Annotated in this window: 13 protein-coding genes and 2 pseudogenes; 5 read left to right on the top strand and 10 right to left on the bottom strand. The window is 62.3% G+C overall.

Features of this window, described 5'->3' with window-relative positions; all coding sequences use genetic code 11:
* From K675_RS31310 to K675_RS0123800, 7 genes are all read right to left on the bottom strand, one after another.
* A partial coding sequence (locus tag K675_RS31310; RefSeq protein WP_017905985.1) for a HAMP domain-containing protein occupies positions 1-1286 on the bottom strand: 1286 nt, incomplete at its 3' end.
* A complete protein-coding gene (locus tag K675_RS31305; protein ID WP_017905984.1) occupies positions 1283-3445 on the bottom strand; it encodes a chemotaxis protein CheA in 2163 nt (720 codons plus the stop codon). The genes K675_RS31305 and K675_RS31310, both read right to left, overlap by 4 nt.
* Positions 3442-3750 (bottom strand): STAS domain-containing protein, encoded by a 309-nt coding sequence (locus K675_RS0123820; RefSeq protein WP_017905983.1) that lies wholly within the window; start codon positions 3748-3750, stop codon positions 3442-3444. The genes K675_RS31305 and K675_RS0123820 overlap by 4 nt, the downstream gene beginning before the upstream one ends.
* A 13-nt stretch (positions 3751-3763) precedes the next feature.
* Positions 3764-4132, bottom strand: a complete 369-nt coding sequence (locus K675_RS0123815; RefSeq protein WP_017905982.1) for a response regulator — start codon at positions 4130-4132, stop codon at positions 3764-3766.
* A 9-nt stretch (positions 4133-4141) separates the two neighbouring features.
* A complete protein-coding gene (locus K675_RS0123810) occupies positions 4142-4906 on the bottom strand; it encodes a methyl-accepting chemotaxis protein (protein ID WP_420066347.1) in 765 nt (254 codons plus the stop codon).
* A gap of 629 nt (positions 4907-5535) precedes the next feature.
* Positions 5536-6165, bottom strand: coding sequence for a response regulator (locus K675_RS0123805; protein ID WP_017905980.1), 630 nt, complete (start codon positions 6163-6165; stop codon positions 5536-5538).
* Positions 6162-7985, bottom strand: coding sequence for a PAS domain-containing protein (locus tag K675_RS0123800; RefSeq protein ID WP_017905979.1), 1824 nt, complete (start codon positions 7983-7985; stop codon positions 6162-6164). The genes K675_RS0123805 and K675_RS0123800 overlap by 4 nt, the downstream gene beginning before the upstream one ends.
* A 160-nt stretch (positions 7986-8145) precedes the next feature.
* On the opposite strand from K675_RS0123800, the gene K675_RS0123795 reads away from it, so the two are divergent.
* The 3 genes from K675_RS0123795 to K675_RS0123785 all read left to right on the top strand — a co-directional run bounded on the left by K675_RS0123795 (position 8146) and on the right by K675_RS0123785 (position 11063).
* Positions 8146-9213, top strand: coding sequence for a helix-turn-helix domain-containing protein (locus tag K675_RS0123795; protein WP_017905978.1), 1068 nt, complete (start codon positions 8146-8148; stop codon positions 9211-9213).
* A 200-nt stretch (positions 9214-9413) separates the two neighbouring features.
* Positions 9414-9863, top strand: a complete 450-nt coding sequence (locus K675_RS0123790; protein ID WP_026145490.1) for a hypothetical protein — start codon at positions 9414-9416, stop codon at positions 9861-9863.
* A 408-nt stretch (positions 9864-10271) separates the two neighbouring features.
* Positions 10272-11063, top strand: a complete 792-nt coding sequence (locus tag K675_RS0123785; protein ID WP_017905976.1) for an EAL domain-containing protein — start codon at positions 10272-10274, stop codon at positions 11061-11063.
* Positions 11064-11144: 81 nt separating this feature from the next.
* Here K675_RS0123785 and K675_RS0123780 read toward each other — a convergent pair whose 3' ends face one another.
* Complete coding sequence (locus K675_RS0123780; RefSeq protein WP_017905975.1) at positions 11145-12950, bottom strand: sensor domain-containing phosphodiesterase; 1806 nt, start codon at positions 12948-12950, stop codon at positions 11145-11147.
* A gap of 219 nt (positions 12951-13169) precedes the next feature.
* Here K675_RS0123780 and K675_RS0123775 point away from each other — a divergent pair, with 219 nt between their 5' ends.
* The gene (locus K675_RS0123775; protein ID WP_017905974.1) at positions 13170-13481 is read left to right on the top strand and encodes a hypothetical protein; all 312 of its coding nucleotides are present in this window, start codon (positions 13170-13172) and stop codon (positions 13479-13481) included.
* A gap of 92 nt (positions 13482-13573) precedes the next feature.
* A complete protein-coding gene (locus tag K675_RS0123770) occupies positions 13574-14455 on the top strand; it encodes a hypothetical protein (protein ID WP_232434469.1) in 882 nt (293 codons plus the stop codon).
* Between the two features lie 83 nt (positions 14456-14538).
* On the opposite strand, the pseudogene K675_RS34270 reads toward K675_RS0123770, so the two are convergent.
* Both K675_RS34270 and K675_RS34265 read right to left on the bottom strand, forming a co-directional pair.
* A pseudogene (locus tag K675_RS34270) lies at positions 14539-15129 on the bottom strand (methyl-accepting chemotaxis protein); the annotation flags it as partial.
* A gap of 267 nt (positions 15130-15396) precedes the next feature.
* Positions 15397-16170 (bottom strand): annotated as a pseudogene (locus tag K675_RS34265) (CHASE3 domain-containing protein); the annotation flags it as partial.
* Positions 16171-16297: the final 127 nt, after the last annotated feature.

Genomic DNA, 16297 nt, shown 5'->3' with positions numbered 1-16297 from the left:
TCGGTGTTCTGGGCAATGGAGGCGGACATCTGCTCCATCGAGGCGCTGGTTTCCTCGACCGAAGCGGCTTGACTGGACGCTGCCTCGCTCAGGCTCTGCGCGGTGGCGGAGATTTCCTCGGCGGCGCTGCTGAGCATGCTGGTGGACTGGTGGACCTGACCAATGACGTCGGCCAGTTTGCTTACCGTTGCATTGAGCGACTGCTGCAGTTCGTCCAGGTGTCCGTTGTAGCGGCCGTCCATGGTGCGTGTCAGATCGCCGCTGGCCATTCCCTCGATCACGTTCATGGCTTCGCGCAGCGGAGTGACGATGGCTTCCAGCGTATCGTTGATGCCGTTGACGATGCGGCGGAAGTCTCCTTCATGGCGACTGGCATCGGCGCGGGTATCGAGGCGGCCGTCCAGGGCGGCCTGGCTGAGCATCTGGGTGTCTTCGATCAGGGCCTGGATGTTGCGCCGCAAGGTCTCGATACTATCGTTGATGAAAGCCTTCTTGCCTGGGAAGCGCTCCAGGGGCGCGGTCAGGTCACCTTCGCTGAAGGCCTTGATGCAGGCCATGGCCTTTTTCTTCACGCTGATATGGCCTGCAACCATGTCGTTGATGCCCTGGGCAATTTCTCCATAGCTGCCCTGGAAGCGCGAGGCATCGATGACGACGTCGATGTCGCCCTTGTCGTGCTCGTCTGACATGCGGCGCATTTCGCTCAGCAGGCTGGTGAGGTTGCCACGCAAGGTCTCGACGTTTTCATTGATGAAGGCTTTCTTGCCCGGGAAGGCCTCCAGCGGAGCACCGAGGTTCCCTTGGGCGATCGCGAAGACGCAGGCCATGGCCTTTTTCTTCACGTCGATGTGGCTCGCCACGAGCGTATTGATGCCTTGGGCCATTTCACCGTAGAGGCCAGGCAGGCGGGTGTTCAGGGCGACATCGATGTCACCGCGTGCGTGTTCTTCAAGAACGTGTTGCAGGTTCTGTGCAAGCCCCTCTATCTGAACGCTGAGCTGTTGCAGAGTGCCCCGCAGCGAGCCGGCGACGGCGGGTGCGGGCGGTGTCGGGCTGGTTTCACCACGCACCAGTTGCTGACCCAGCTCGACCAGTGCCTGGAGGTCACCGCCGAGCTGGTTCGCCAGGCTGTGTTGCAGTTGCCATCCCTGGAGAGCGATGACAACGGCTGCCACGATGGCGATGGGGATGATCAGGGCGACAGCCTGGTTCGATGCCAGGGCCAGGGCCAGCAGGGCGAAGAGGGCGGTCGCGGTCAAGGCGAGGATACGCAGGGCGATGTTCATGGCTGGCTACTCCATTGGGCAAGGGCAGCGCCTGAGGCGCTGGGGCGGGCGGGCTGTGTGAATTGAGCGAGCAAACCGGGGATGTCCAGGATCAACGCCACGGCGCCGCTGCCCAGGATCGTGAAGCCGGAGAGGGCCGGGATCTGTCCGAACACCTTGCCCAGCGGCTTGATCACGGTCTGGAATTCGCCCAGCAGTTGATCTACCACCAGGCCGGCACGCACCCCGGCATAGCTGACGACCACCACGTTCTCCCGACGGGGGCGCGGGCTGGTTTCGTCGAAGAGATGGCGCAGGCGGATGAAGGGCAGCACATCACCGCGCAGGTCCAACTGATCGAGGTCGTCGAGGTCGCCGCCGGGCAGCTCGATGCATTCCTCGACCATGTCCAGGGGGACCACGTAGCTGGACGTGCCGACGCCGATCAGGAAACCGTCGATGATCGCCAGGGTGAGCGGCAGGCGAATGCGCACGCGTGTACCGACGCCCAACTGGCTGTCGAGCTCCACGGTGCCCCGCAGGGCGGTGATGTTGCGCTTGACCACGTCCATGCCGACGCCGCGGCCGGAGAGGTTGCTGATCTGCTCGGCAGTGGAAAAGCCGGGCTCGAAGATCAGGTTGAAGATGTCCTTGTCCGGCAGTGTCTGGCCTTCACTGACCAGCCCGCGCTGTACGGCCTTGGCGAGAATCCTCTGCGGGTTGAGGCCGCCACCATCGTCGCTCACCTCGATGACGATGCCCCCGGCCTCGTGATAGGCGTTCAGCCGTACCACGCCCTGCAGGGGTTTGCCGCTGGCCTGGCGCTGTTCGGCCGACTCGATGCCATGGTCCATGGCATTGCGCACCAGGTGGGTGAGCGGGTCGCCGATCCTCTCGACCACCGTTTTGTCCAGCTCGGTGTCGCCGCCGCTGATGTGCAGGATGATGTCCTTGCCCAACTCCTTGGAGACGTCGCGCACCACCCGCTGGAAGCGGTTGAACGTGGTACCGATCTGCACCATGCGCAGGGTCAGTGCGCAGTCGCGCACTTCCTCCACCAGGCGTGAGAGCGTCTCGGCGGATTCACCCATGCTCAGCAGGCCGCTGCCCTGGGCGAGCATGCGGGTGTTGGCACCGGCGATGATCAGCTCGCCCACCAGGTTGATCAGTTGGTCCAGCTTGCCGGCATCGACGCGGATCAGGTTGGCCTCGCCGGAGGCGCGGGTGGTTTCCTTGGCGGGCTTGCCCACGGCGCCGCTATCGCTCGAGTCGACGCTGCCCGCTGCGCCGGGGGTGGCGGCTTGCGCGGTTTCAGTGGCAGGCGTGCCGCCCAGTCGGGCCAGCTCGGTCTCGCTGAGGGTGCCGCAACGCAACAGGCGCTGGCGCTGGGCATCGCCTTCGTCGAGCTGTTCGGCCAGCAGGTCGGCATAGCGGGCGAGCGAGTCGCCAGGGGCCAGGATGCGGATGCGCCCGTCCTCCCGGACAAAGTCGAAGGCACCTTCGATCACCGCCTGGTCGGCCTCGCTGGCGAAGGCGACTTCCAGGCCCAGGTAGCAGGCTTCCGGGTCAAGCGTGTCGAGTTCGGGCAGGTGATCGACTACCGGCTCGACGTGCCGCAGCTCACCAAAGGTGCGCAGGTAGCGCACGAAGGCCACCGGGTCCATCCCATTGCGCAGGCTGTCGATGCCAAAGCGCAAGGACAAGTGCCAGTGCCGGCTGGCAACCCCATCGCTGGATAGCGTCGCAGGCGCCACGGACGCTGGAGCGGAGTGTGCGGTCGCCACGCCCAGGTACTGGCTGAGCCGTGCCACCAGTTCCGCTTCATGAATGCACATGTCTTGCGGCAGTTCGGCCAGGTCGCGTCCCTCGGCAACATGGTTCACCAGGCCGGTGAGGTGGTCGCCCACCAGCAGCATCAGGGCACTGAGATCGGCACTGAAGGGGAGCTCGCCGGCGCGGACGCGATCCAGGACGCTTTCGGCCACATGGGTGAAGGCGACGATGGAGTCAAAGCCGAACAGCCCGGAGGAACCCTTGATGGTATGGGCGGCACGGAAGATGGCGTTGATGAGTTCGGCGTCATCCGGGGACTGCTCGATCTGCAGCAACGCATCCTCCATCTGCAGCAGCAATTCCCGGCTTTCGGCGATGAAGGTGCCGATCACATTGTCGAGATTCATCGGCGTGCCCCTTCGATAGGGAGCAGGTCACGTAGCCCGCTCAGTTGCAAGATCTCGGTCATGGCCGCGCTGGCTCCTTCGAGGCTCAGGCTGACCTGCTGGCGGCTGGCTTCCTTGCAGGTTGCCAGCAGCAGTTGCAGACCAGCGCAATCGACTTCCTCGATGGCACTGAGATCCAGGTGCAGGTCGACGGCGCCACGCAGGGCGTTGGCCAGCAGGAGCTTGGTGTCGGCGGCGGTGTAGATGGTCAGCGCGCCGTCCAGGACCAGGCGGCGACTGCCATCGGGGGTTTTGAGTGTGTTCATGGGGGGCTCCGGATCAGGGCAGGATCAGCTTGGAAACGGCCGTCAGCATCTGGGCCGGCTGGAACGGTTTGACCACCCAGGCCTTGGCCCCCGCAGCCTGGCCTTGCGCCTTCATGGCGTCGCCGGACTCGGTGGTGAGCATGATCACCGGGGTGAACCTGTAGGCCGCCAGTTGCTTGACGTTCTTCACAAACGTGATGCCGTCCATGTTCGGCATGTTCACGTCGCTGATGATCAGGTGCACTTTGCGTCCATCGAGTTTGGTCAGCGCGTCCTTGCCGTCGACGCCTTCCAGCACTTCGTAGCCGGCGTTTTTCAGCGTCATGCCCACCACTTGGCGGATGGAGGCGGAGTCGTCGACGATCAGAATGGTCTTGGCCATGGCCTGTCCTCAGAAAAAGGTGATGTCGGAAGTGGAGTCGGCCACGCCAGCACCGCTCTTGCGGCCGCTGTGGATGGCGTGTTGTTCGGGGGTGGTGTAGGTGCGAGAGAGTTCGTCGAGCCAGGAGCGGGCATCCACATGGCGCGCAGCGTCTTCTTCCAGATGCCGGGCCAGGCGGCCGATGTCGTCGCGCATGTGGCCGAGCATCTGGCTGACACGGTCCTGGAACTGCAGTGCGACGAGTACTTCGCCGATTTCCTCTCCAACCGCGGCGTTGTCGTTGTGCAGGACGTTGCCCTGTTCCACCAGGCGGTTGGCACCGGTCTGGAAGAGTCCGATCACCTGACGGATCTCCTGGCTGGCCTGCTCCAGGATGCCGGCATCGCGGCTGGCATGCTCGTTGGAGTGATGCAGGGCACGTTCGATGGCGTCGCTGACAGTCTCGATCATGTCGGCAATGCGCTGGCCGGTTTCCTCGGAGAGGGTGGAAAGCTTGCGCACTTCGTCAGCCACGACGGAGAAGCCGCGGCCGGCCTCGTCGGCCCGGGCGGCTTCGATGGCGGCGTTGAGTGCCAGCAGGTTGGTCTGCTTGGCGACATCACCCACTTCCTTGGCCATCGTACGCAGTTGGGCGGTGTAGCTGTTGAGCCGCTCCATTTCCTGCAGCGTGCTCTCCTTGCTGGAGAGCGCCAGGCGCAGTTGGCTGACGATGCCATCGAGTTCCACTTCACTCTGGGCGAGCAGGTTGATCAGTGAGTCACTGTCGGCCTGCATGCCATGGGAGGCTGCGGCGCTGATGCGGCCGGCCAGACGGGAGAAGCGTTCAGACAGCGCCTCGATAGCGGTTTGAGTCTGCTGGCGGGCCGATTCGATCTGCGCCGACCAGATGGGCGCGATGCGAATGCACAGCTCCGCCAGCCCTTGGACATGCCGCTCGGCATCGGTACGCGCGCTTTCGGCAAGCGCCTCGTTTTCGGCACGGCTCAGTCTCTGTTCGTAGGTGTTGCGGCAGCGGGCAAGGACGAGCCCAAGCAGCAGAGCAGGCGCACCGGCCGCCAGGGCCCAGGCCGGGGAGGGAAACCGGCTGGCCAGCCAGAACAGCACCGCGCAACCGAAACCGCAGAGGGCGATGGGGCGCCAGGAGGCACTGGAAATCGGGCTTGGACGGGTCACTGTCACGCTCCTTCAGAACACAAGGCCCGCAGCGGTGTCGTGCTGCGGGGGTGTGCTCAGAATGGGCGTACGGTGCGCCAGGTTCTATCGTCCTATCCCGGTGATGGCATAAGGACATCTTTCTTTTCTGTAGGGATTTCCTGAGGGGCGGGCTACGGCTGTCTCCAGACAGGCCACGAGGACTGCCTCGCGTCGGGACTGAGCGGCGAAGCCCTTCCAGGCGGGGCGGGTCAGGCCGTCAGGCCGTGGGTCATGGCGTACTTGATGATTTCGGCATTGCAGGTGAACCCCATCTTCTCCATCAACCGGGCCTTGTGGGTGCTGACGGTCTTGTTGCTGATCACCAACTGGTCCGCGATCTGGTTGACGCTCAAGCCCTTGCCCAGCAGTCGCAGAATCTGGAACTCGCGATCGGAGAGCTGAGTGGAGGCATCGTCCGACGGGCTGCTGCTGGCGAAGGCGAGCTGTTCGGCAATGCGGGGGTCCAGGTAGCGGCCGCCTCCCGCAACCTTGTGGATTGCGGCAAGAAGGGTTTCCGGGTTGTGGTCCTTGGTCAGATAGCCGTTGGCTCCGGCGCGCAAGGCGCGCTGGGCGATCTGAGCCTCGTTGTGCATGCTCAGGACCAGGATGGGCAGTTTCGGATAGCGGGCATGCACGCGGCTGATCAGGTCCTCGCCGCTGAGGCCGGGCATGCTCATGTCCAGCAACAGCAGGTCGAATCCGCTTTCGCGCAGCCGCTCCAGCACCTGGGCGCCATTCTCGGCTTCCGCCGCCACCTGAAGACGGCGATCGAACTCGATCAACTGCTTGAGGCCGCCACGCATGATGGCATGGTCATCGGCGATGAAGAGGCGGATCATAGGGGCTCCCTGGGCTCGTTGACGGGAAAGGTGGCCTGTACCGTGGTGCCATGGCCCGGGTGGCTGAAGATCACGACTTCACCGCCCAGGCTGGCGCCGCGCTCGCGCATGCCGGCCAGTCCGAGCGAATGCTTGCCGACCTTGGCCGGGTCGAAGCCATGGCCGTTGTCGGTAATGTCAAGGACATAGCGATCGTCGACGCACTCGAGGCTGATGATCGCACGAGTGGCACCGGAATGGCGGGCGATGTTGGTCAGCGCTTCTTGCACGATACGAAACGCAGTGGTGGCCTGGCCGTCGCCCAGGGCCGGCGCGCCGCTGGGGGACAGCAGTTCACAGGCGATGTGCGTGTGGTGGCTGCGGAACTCGTCGATCAGCCATTCCAGGGCAGGGTACAGTCCCATGTTGAGAGCGGCAGGCCGCAGGCTGGTGGCGATGGATCGGACCACGCCGATGGTACGGTCGCACAGCGCCATGAGCGATTCCACGCCATCGCCAAGTCCGGGTGCCTGCTCTGCGTGCTTCAGGCGCAGCAGGGAAATGCCCATGCGCAGGGCCGTCAGGTGCTGACCCAGTTCGTCGTGGATCTCCTGGGCGATCAGCTTGCGCTCTTCCTCTCGGGCGCTTTCCCGACGGCTGGAGAGTTCGCGCAACTGACGGTTGCTGGCGGCCAGGCGCCGCTCGGCCTTGCGGATGCCCGTGATGTCACGGGCCACCGAGATGACGCTGGTCACCTCGCCCTGCGCGTTCCGCTCCGGCACGAGCTGAATGAGATAGTGGATCTGCTGGTCGGCGGGGCCGTCGATCCCATGAATCAGTTCCTCCTCCCTCGACTCGCCGGTGGAGGCGACCTCGCGCACCAGGTCAGCCATGATATCCACCTGAGAGTTGTCGCCGAAGGCTTCCCGGGCCGGTCGACCGCGGGCCTCCACCAATGGCAGGCGGCACAGCGCTTCCAGGGCCGGGTTGGCGTAGATCAGACGGAAGTCGGGGGTCAGCCGGCCAATGGCATCGTGGGTGTTTTCGATCAGCGCGCGGAGCTGACGCTCGTTGCGCAGCAGGGTCCCGGCGATGTGCCGTTGTTCGGAGAAATCGTGGATCAAAGCCAGGCTATAGGGGCGTCGGTCATAGCGGAAATGGTTGAGCTGGATGGTGACATAACGGGGATAGTCCTCGCCGGGCACGATCAATTCGCAACTGAATACCCGTTGCGCTTGCGCGCCCTCCTGAGGGCTCTCGTCGTTCTCCAGCAGGCCTGCCAATTGCTCAGCGACCGGTGCCAGCACGCCAGCCAGAGGCTGGCCCAGCAGGCGCTGGCGCGTTTGCCCGGAGAGACGGCAGGCGGCTTCATTGAGATAGCGGATGCGTCGATGGCTATCCAGCAGCAGCACCCCGTCGGCGGTGTGGTCCAGGGCGTAGCTCAGCAGGTACATCTGCTCGGCGTGCTGGTGGTGCCTCAGGGACGGCTCCAGGCGAATCAGGCAATGGGAAGGGACGCCCGCGTCATCCTCGACCATCTGCATGCCCAGGTGCACCCATTGCGCATCGGCGTCTGGTGTCGCCAGGCGGATCTCGCCGTAATCGATGTCTTCATGTTGGCGTCGGGCACGGTCGAAGGCACGCTCCACGGCACGGCGATCGTGCGGATGCACCAGCGTGTCCAGCGAACAGCCCAGCAGGGCGGCCTCGGGCTGGCCGAGCATTCGCGCCAGGGCCCGATTGGCGTGCTGGACCCGGCCGTCCAGCCCGAGCAGGGCCAACCCCACCGAGGACGACTCGAATGCCCGGCGATAGATACCTTCTTCGGTGCGGTTGCCCATGACGGCATCGACCCTCTTGTAATACGACCGCAGGAGTATGGATCATCTGTGCCGCTCGGCCAGCTTTTTGCCTGGCCCGCCAGCAGGCGCCTCCTGAGCAAAGCCTGACTGCGCCGTTGTTCCAGTCCAATATGAGCCGTCATCACCGAGTCGATACGTCATGGGAAATCCGGTTTTTACGTTCAGTACCCAGGCGCTTCCTCCCAGGTCGCGATTCGAGGCCTGGCGTGAGGAGGTCAATGCCATTTTCGACATCAATATCGGCAAAACGGAGTCATCAGGGTTCAATTATCGCCTGACGACCAGTTTTGTTGGCGAAATCCTGATGGGGTGCGGTGTTTGGGAGGGGGAGTGCGCGCCGGTGCACTACGGTGTGAAACGGCCCCTGCAGATGATTCGCCGTGATGGGCTCGATCATTACTACATCTGCCTGAGCCTCTCTCATTCCATCCATGGTTCGGCAGGGCGCACAACGCTTGCCGCGGGGCATTCGCAGATCTACGTGCTCGACCTGGCTCGCGAGCTCGATAGCGTGATTGCCGCCGGCGATACGATCATTCTCACGATCCCTCGCGACGTCCTCAGCGCCCGCCTGGGCTCCAGGGACCTTCACGGGCGGGTACTGCAGGGGGTGTTGGGCGACTTGCTGGCCGATCACATGCGCGCCTTGCGGCATCGGTTGCCTGACCTCAAGCCCGACGACATTCCCTACGTTCAACAGGCTACGCTGGCCATGGTCGCCGCCGCACTGGCGCCCAGTGCCGCCAACTTCACGGATGCCGAGGCGCAGATCGATCACACGCTGCTCAATCGCGCGCGTCAACTGATTGAACAGCAACTGCACCGGCCCGACCTGTCTCCGGCCCTCGTGGCCGGGCAGTTGGGCCTTTCACGAGCACGTTTGTACCGTTTGTTCGCACAAGAGTCGGGAGTGTCGGCCTACATTCAGTTACGCCGATTGAACAAGGCTCGGGAGCTTCTTCAGAGCGACCTCGGCAACCCGCAGCGTATTTCCAGCCTGGGGTTCCAGTTCGGTTTTAAAAGCAACGCGCATTTCAGTCGCTCGTTCAAGGCCGCGTTCGGGTACTCCCCCACGGAAGCCCGGGAGCAGGCCGCTTCCGGCCGGCTCCGTCACACGGCAAAGTCCAACCCTGCGCACACCGGGTTTTCCCTGCAAAAGATCCTTGATCGGATGCAGGCCGACCGAAACGCACAGGCAACAGTTTGAGACGCACGGGCAAGAGAATTTTCTCGGGCGTTCAAGTGTAACTTTATAATCGGTGTCGAATGGTTTCGGAGCGGGTTCAGCTCTTGTTGCCGAGTATCAAGGGCGTGTTTATTCACCCCCGGCTCGGCGGATGTTTCGTGGGCAAGGCTCAATCGCGAATATAGAAATAACGGTTCAAGTACATAGCCGAGGGGGTAGGGATGAAAAGATGGATTTCAATGGCGGTTTTAAGTTCGGTCATTACCAGCGGCTGCAGCTCAATGCCTTCAATGCCGTCGGTAATGGGGGATGAAAAGTTCTCGGAAAGCTACGTGGCGTCCCATATCTTCAAGGGTAAAACCACTCAGGCTGAAGTGGTGAGCTTGTATGGTGAACCGGACTCTAAAAGCAATTACAGTGATGGCAGTTCCAGTGTTGTTTACAAGAAACGTACCGCACGAGACAATCTGACATCGCTTTACAATCTGGTGGGTACGCTTCCTGGTGCCGATTCCGCAAAGTCGGCTCTCGCCCAGGCCAGCAATAAAACTTATGATCTGGACAAGGCGAATAACTCGATTAAAGAACTGTCAGGCAATAAAACCCATGACAGCAGCTACCTTAGTGTCACGTTCGACAAGAACGGCATTGTCAAATCATGGTCGCAATAATTGGGTTTTACTGAGGCCAGGGCCTGCCATCCAAGGGCTGTCATCCTCTAACCCACTGTCGGCCCCCACTGCGTTTTCACGCTACGAAACAGCCGCTCCATCGGGGCGCTGTCGTGGCAGTTTCTCGTCTGTTCATGCTTTGGGTCATGTCCGCAGCCGTCCGGCTGCAATGATGTGCGGCGCGCCCAAGGTGCGCTAGCCCGTTCATCCGGCCCTTGTGAACAGGAGTGAGGCCGTTGAAAAAAGGCCACGTTTACAATTTTCTTTACGGTAAAACTATTATCGATGACGGATTGGTGCCAGAGTGCCAATTGTTCATGCCCTATTGGTCAGGAAAGTCCAGCCGGTGCGCGAATACCCACGGCAACGTCAGCTGCCCCAGGCTCATGAACCGCTGAGGTAAGAAAGATGAATCCGCACGACCGTTCGCTCGTATCGAACCGTCCGGTTGGCTGCCGAAACTGCAGGGACGGCCAGAAGCTTGCGTTTGAGTTCAGCATGGCGTTCCAGCCCATCGTCGACGCCAGAACCCGGAAGATTTTTGCCTACGAGTCACTTGTTCGAGGAACGGACGGAAGCGGTGCCCAAGGGATTCTGGACAGAGTGAGCGAAGAAAATCGCTATGCCTTCGACCAGGCTTGCCGGATAAAGGCGGTCGAGTTGGCCGCCAGGCTCAAGGTGCCCTGTTACCTGAGCATCAATTTCCTGCCCAATGCCGTCTACCAGGCTGAGACTTGCATTCGTGCCACATTGGATGCGGCAAGACGATACGACTTTCCGATCCGCCGTATCATCTTCGAGATCACCGAGAACGAGCAGGTCGTGGAGAAACAGCACCTCAAGAACATCCTGCTCGAATACAAACGCCAGGGCTTTCAGACCGCCATCGACGATTTTGGTGCGGGTTACTCGGGGCTGGGGCTGCTGGCGGAGTTTCAGCCGGATATCATCAAGTTGGATATGCAACTGATCAGAAACATCCATCAGGACAAAGTCCGTTCTGCCATCACCGAAGGCATTCTCGGCATCTGCCAGTCGCTTGGGATTTCAGTGATCGCCGAAGGAGTGGAAACGGCCGAGGAATACCTGAAGCTGCATGGCATGGGGGTCAACTTGTTCCAGGGCTTTCTGTTTGGGCGACCTCAATTTGAAGCACTGCCAGAGGTCTGCTGGCCGTCCGAGTCGGGAGTGGAGCGATAGCCAGCCGCTTCGAGGCGATGTCGTTTGCCTGCTTTCAGTACGCCAGCCTGGGGCGTTAAGCGCCGCGCCAGGCCGACCTGTTCAGACTTTCATGGCGACCGTCAGCGGCGCCCCGCTGCGCGCCGGCTGACGGGGATTGAAGCTCAGGGCGATGTCATCGCTGGGCCGTATGAAGTGCGCCAGTGGCAGGGGCCGGCTGAGGAAATAGCCTTGGGCTTCATGGCAGCCGTATTCGCGCACCAGGTTCAGGCAACGGAAGGTTTCGATGCCTTCGGCCACGGTGCGGTAGCCCAGCTCATGGGCCAACTGGAACACTGAGCGGGCGATGATGCGGTTGCGCGGGCAGTGTTCGAGGCCGGTCACCAGTGACTTGTCCAGCTTCAGCACATTGGCGGGTATTTCATGCAGGTAGGCAAAGTTGCTGTAGCCGGTGCCGAAATCATCGATGGCCACGTCCACGCCCAATTCGCGCACAGCCGCCAACTGGCTGATGACCTGCGGGTCGGCCCTGATCCATTCGCCCTCGGTGATCTCCACTTCCAGCCGTGACGACGCGATGCGGGAACGCTGGCAGGCGCGGCTCAGGGTGCTGGCGATGTCCAGGCCCTTGAAGTCCTGGGCCGAAAGGTTGATGGCCAGGCGGATTTCGTCGTCGTTCCAGGCCGCCAGTTCATTCAGGGCGCGGTCGATCACCCAGCAGGTGACACGGCTGATCTGCCCGGCGCCTTCGATCAGGGGGATGAATTCGGCGGGCGATATGGCCCCCAGGCTCGGGTGTTGCCAGCGGATCAGGGCTTCGGCACTGAGCAGGCGGCCATCTTGCAGGCTGAAGCGCGGCTGGTACTCCAGGAACAGTTCGCCATTGTCCAGTGCCGTGGGGAAGTCATTGAGCAGCGTGAATGCCCGTCGTTGCGCACGATCCTGGGTTTCATCGTAGACCGCCCAGGGATGGTGGCGCGAGATCGCCAGCTCGACCGCGTGGGTGGCCTTGCTTAGCAGGTCGGCGGCCGGCTGATTGCCGAGTTCGCAAGTGGCGACACCGATGCTCATGGCCTGGGGCGCGAACGGTTCGCTGACCAGCGCCACCAGGGCGCGAAACAACTCCTGCTGGCGCTGGGCGCTGCAGTTGAGCAACACGCAGAAGTCCCGTTCGCCGATATGGTAGAGCTGCGCCACGCCTTCCAGGCGTTCACTCAGGCGCCGGGCGGTTTCGCGGCGCCACGACTGGCCGTCGGTGAAACCGTCCTCCGGATCCCGGCGGTCGTCGAGGTAGTTGCGGTAGTTGTCCTGGAGCCGCATGACCATCAGCAGGCGCGCGCTGGCATCGGTATCGGCCAGGCCCTGGGTGTCGACCATGAGCTGCGGCAGGTTGGGCAACCTGCTGACGGGGTCACGGTAGCGCAGCAGTTGGCTCTGTTCGATCTGCACCATGACCATTTCCGCGAAGTCTTCCAGCGCCCTCAGTTCGTGGGGCTCCAACGGATGGTGGACCTTGTCGATGATGCACAAGCTGCCCAGGGCCAAACCGTTGCGGTCACGCAACGGCGCGCCGGCATAGAAACAGATGCCATCGGCAGCCGTCACCAGGGGGTTATGGACGAAGCGCTCGTCCTCGCGTGCGTCGGGCACGTGCATGACCCCCGGTTGTCCCAGGCTGTAGCGGCAGAACGATTGTTCGATAGGCGTTTGGCGGGCCTTGAAACCGACACGACTGACGAACCACTGGCGATCCTTTTCCACCAGCGAGATCAGCGCCGTCGGTACCTTGAAATAGGCAGCCGCCAACCGGCAGATGCGGTCGAAGTTCTCGTTGTTGGCGGTTTCCAGCCATTGTAGAGCGTGCACGGCCGCCAGGCGTTGCTGTTCGGCGTCGAAGGTATTGGGCATCAGGCGCTCCTGGAGGGCGACAATGACCCTGGGCAATGGCTAAATGATATTTAAACGCTATCAACCTGGGACCGCCCCCCTTCGGGAAGGTTTCACATCGGCTCGAACAACAGCAATTTTCTGCACTGACCATAACGACTAGTTCGAAAGAGTGATGGCAGTTTGACTCGCAACCCGCTATAGCTGAACGGCAACGGGGGCTGTATGAGGAGCGCCGAGATGACAGTTTCGCTGATTACCCGACTGGTCGCGGGTAGCGCCTCTGGTATGGTTGTCTACGACATCCTGCAGAGTGCGGCACCGGTTTTTCTCGAAGAAACCGAGGACGAAGACGTTTATCGGGTGGTGCTGCGCAGGGGCGAGTTTCGATGTGCCAGGGATGGCTCGTGCTTCGGCTGTTTCGATGCGGAGCTCGCCGTGGGCTCGGTCATCAGCGGGGAAGTCCTCGGATCCATATCTGACCATGCGGCTGCCGGAGGCAACGCGCCGGACCTCCTGGTGCTGAGCGTCAGGGCGAAGCTCCCCGGTTGAGCAGGCGGGCGGAGTATCGGGACGTCCACAACTTCATGCAACAATCGTTGTCTGTCTCCGACATTCACGAGTATCTATGGGCAGGGTGACCAATGGCAGTAACGCTCGACATGGTGCAGCGCACGGTTTCACCGGTTCGCAAACTTCGACTGGCCCTGGGTGTGGCCGGTTCGCTGTGTTTCGCCACCCTGGGCTTTTTCGCCTGGCAGAGCTTCTATCCGGTGCAGTCGGCCGATGGCTGGGACTATCGGGTGGTTTATCGTGATGTGGCCAAGGCCGCATCCCTGGCTTTCATGCCGGACGGTTCGCTGATGGTCAGCCAGGAACTGAATGGCGGGCAGGGCAGCATCGTGCGCATCCAGCCTGATGGAAGGCGCGAAGCGATCGTGTCCAGTCTGTCCAAGCCCGATGGCATGGTTGCCGCGCGCGGCGGCTGGGTGTTCAGTCAGGAGGTGGGCGGGGCGCCGGTCAGCTTGCTCAAGGATGGCGTGGTGACCAACCTGTTCTTCGGCAATAACGTGCAGGGGCTGTGGAACGACGGCGAGGATCTGTACGCCATCGAGGACAACAAGGGCGAGGGGCGGCTCCTGCGCTATCACTGGGACAGTGGCCGGTTGACCGTGATGCGCGATCACCTCAACGAGGCCGAGTCCATCACGCGTTGCACCGATGGACGGCTGCTCTACACCATGAAGAAGGAGGGCGTGGTGCGCCAATTGAGCGAGGATGGCAGTGACCCGGTGGTGCTGGGCAACCTGAACCAGCCCACGTTCCTGATGTGCGACGAGCGGGGGTTGTGGATCAGCGAGGACTCGACGCATCGCGCGCGTTTGCTGCTGGTGGACCCGCAAGGCAGGCAGCAGACCATCCTGTCATTCCTCAAGGCGCCACAGTCGATCATTCGAACGGGCAAGGGCGGCTACCTGCTGGCGGAAGGCGGGCGTGACCGGGTGCTGGAACTGACGCCACGCTGATTTGAATGCCTGGCCTCGCCCAGGCTCACTCCGCCCCGTCGGCCCGCAGGGCGCACCTCCCTGTGCTGCCCCCCGGCGTGCCCTCAGAGCACGAATACGTTCACCTGCTTTTCCAGGTTCTGTGCCAGTTGCTGCAGGGCGCGTGCGGTCTCGCTGGTCTGCTCGACAGCCTGGCTGTTCTGTTGGGACATCTGGGCGATGCGCTCGACGTTGCGCGCCACATCCTGGCTGGCGGCAGTCTGTTCGCGCAGGGCCAGGGATATCTGGTCCACCACGCGTACCACATCGCTCGACGACTGGCGGATATGGATGATGGCTTCGCCGGCCTGCTGGGCCTGCTCGACACCGCCCTTGACCTGGTTCACGCCGATATCCATGTTGCCTACCGCATCTCGGGTTCCGAGCTGGATTTTCTTCACCATCTCGGTGATTTCCTGGGTCGAGTTGGCGGTGCGTTGTGCCAGCAGCCGGACTTCGTCGGCCACCACGGCGAAGCCACGTCCCTGCTCGCCGGCGCGGGCCGCCTCGATGGCCGCATTGAGCGCCAGCAGGTTGGTCTGTTCGGCAATGCCCTTGATGACGCTGACGATGCTGGAGATCTGCTCGGCATGCTGGTCCAGCTCGGCGATCTGGTTGGCTGAAGCCTGCACGGTCTCGGCAATCAGGCGCATGCTTGCCAGGGTCTCCTGGATGACGTTGCCGCCCTCGGTCGACTGCCGTCCCGACTCGCTGGAGAGGGTGTGCGCATCGCCAGCGTTGTCCGCAACGTGGTTGATGCTGACCGTGAGTTCCTCGACTGTCGCGGCCATCGATGACGCCGATTGCGATTGTTCCTGGGTCGAGGCCGAGAGTTGCAGGGAGGCGCTGGAAATACTCTCGGATGCGCTCACCAACTGTTCGGCCCCCCGCTTGATTTCGCCGATCATGGAGCGCAGGCGATCCTGCATGGTGGCGAATGCCTGCAGCAGGATGCTGACCTCATCACGACCGTTGCTGGTGATGGTGCTGTCGAGGTGCCCGTCGGCGATGGTTCTGGCCACATCCACCGCCTGGCGGATACGCCCGACCAGGGTGCGGGACAGCGACCAGGCAATAAGCACCGCCAGCACGGCCGCCGCCACGCCGCCGCCGATGAGAATGGTCAAGGCTGCGGATTTGGCGTCGTACATGGCATTGGCACGGTCGTCCTGCAGGGCTTTTTCCGTATCGCGCAACTGAGTGATGAGCTGGCGCATGGCGTCCATCTTGGCCTTGTCGTGGCCGGCCGCGATCCGGTCGCCGATGGCGCCGATCGGTTGCCGGCCCGCATTGATCTCCTGGCGCAAGGTGATATTGGCCTGGATGTCATCGTTCATCCATTGTTGGTACAGGCTGCGCAACTGCTCCAGGCGTGTCTGCTGTTGAGGGTTGTCGACGGTGGCACTCTTGAGTTGGCCGTAATAGTCGCTGAAGGCCTTTTCGCCCTGTCGCAGAGGGTCCAGGAAGCTGTCCCGGCCGGTCAGTGCGTAGCCACGCATGCCGGTCTCGATATTGATCAGGCTGCGCAGTACGGCACCTGACTGGTTCAGGACTTCGTAACTGTGGATGTTGCTTTTGACGCTGCTGCTGACCTGGTCGAAGCCACGCAGGGCCGAAAGCACCAATACCACGATGATCAGCAGGACCAGGCCGAAACCGGCGTAGAGCTTTTGTGAAATGCTCAGATTGGAAAACATAGGAAAGCTGCTCCCGAACCGTTGACTGAATCCTTCACAAACGCTTGCCATGAGAGGGGCGGAGTGATGGCTTAATGATGACCAATTGGCATCAGCGGTCGGACTTTTCTTGTACAGAAAAAGTTCA

Source organism: Pseudomonas fuscovaginae SE-1 (genome assembly GCF_000364705.1).
Classification (GTDB): Bacteria; Pseudomonadota; Gammaproteobacteria; order Pseudomonadales; family Pseudomonadaceae; genus Aquipseudomonas; species Aquipseudomonas fuscovaginae_A.
The sequence above is the reverse complement of the archived record's forward strand: the minus strand, read 5'-3'. Positions and strand labels throughout refer to the sequence as shown.

Coding starts and splice junctions, on each gene's coding strand:
- K675_RS0123800 (WP_017905979.1), bottom strand. CDS start 7,985: ATGGGCAACCGCACCGAAGAAGGTATCTATCGCCGGGCATTCGAGTCG.
- K675_RS0123785 (WP_017905976.1), top strand. CDS start 10,272: ATGAATCCGCACGACCGTTCGCTCGTATCGAACCGTCCGGTTGGCTGC.
- K675_RS0123775 (WP_017905974.1), top strand. CDS start 13,170: ATGACAGTTTCGCTGATTACCCGACTGGTCGCGGGTAGCGCCTCTGGT.
- K675_RS0123780 (WP_017905975.1), bottom strand. CDS start 12,950: ATGCCCAATACCTTCGACGCCGAACAGCAACGCCTGGCGGCCGTGCAC.
- K675_RS0123815 (WP_017905982.1), bottom strand. CDS start 4,132: ATGGCCAAGACCATTCTGATCGTCGACGACTCCGCCTCCATCCGCCAA.
- K675_RS0123795 (WP_017905978.1), top strand. CDS start 8,146: ATGGGAAATCCGGTTTTTACGTTCAGTACCCAGGCGCTTCCTCCCAGG.
- K675_RS0123805 (WP_017905980.1), bottom strand. CDS start 6,165: ATGATCCGCCTCTTCATCGCCGATGACCATGCCATCATGCGTGGCGGC.
- K675_RS0123820 (WP_017905983.1), bottom strand. CDS start 3,750: ATGAACACACTCAAAACCCCCGATGGCAGTCGCCGCCTGGTCCTGGAC.
- K675_RS31305 (WP_017905984.1), bottom strand. CDS start 3,445: ATGAATCTCGACAATGTGATCGGCACCTTCATCGCCGAAAGCCGGGAA.
- K675_RS0123770 (WP_232434469.1), top strand. CDS start 13,574: ATGGCAGTAACGCTCGACATGGTGCAGCGCACGGTTTCACCGGTTCGC.
- K675_RS0123810 (WP_420066347.1), bottom strand. CDS start 4,906: ATGCAGGCCGACAGTGACTCACTGATCAACCTGCTCGCCCAGAGTGAA.
- K675_RS0123790 (WP_026145490.1), top strand. CDS start 9,414: ATGAAAAGATGGATTTCAATGGCGGTTTTAAGTTCGGTCATTACCAGC.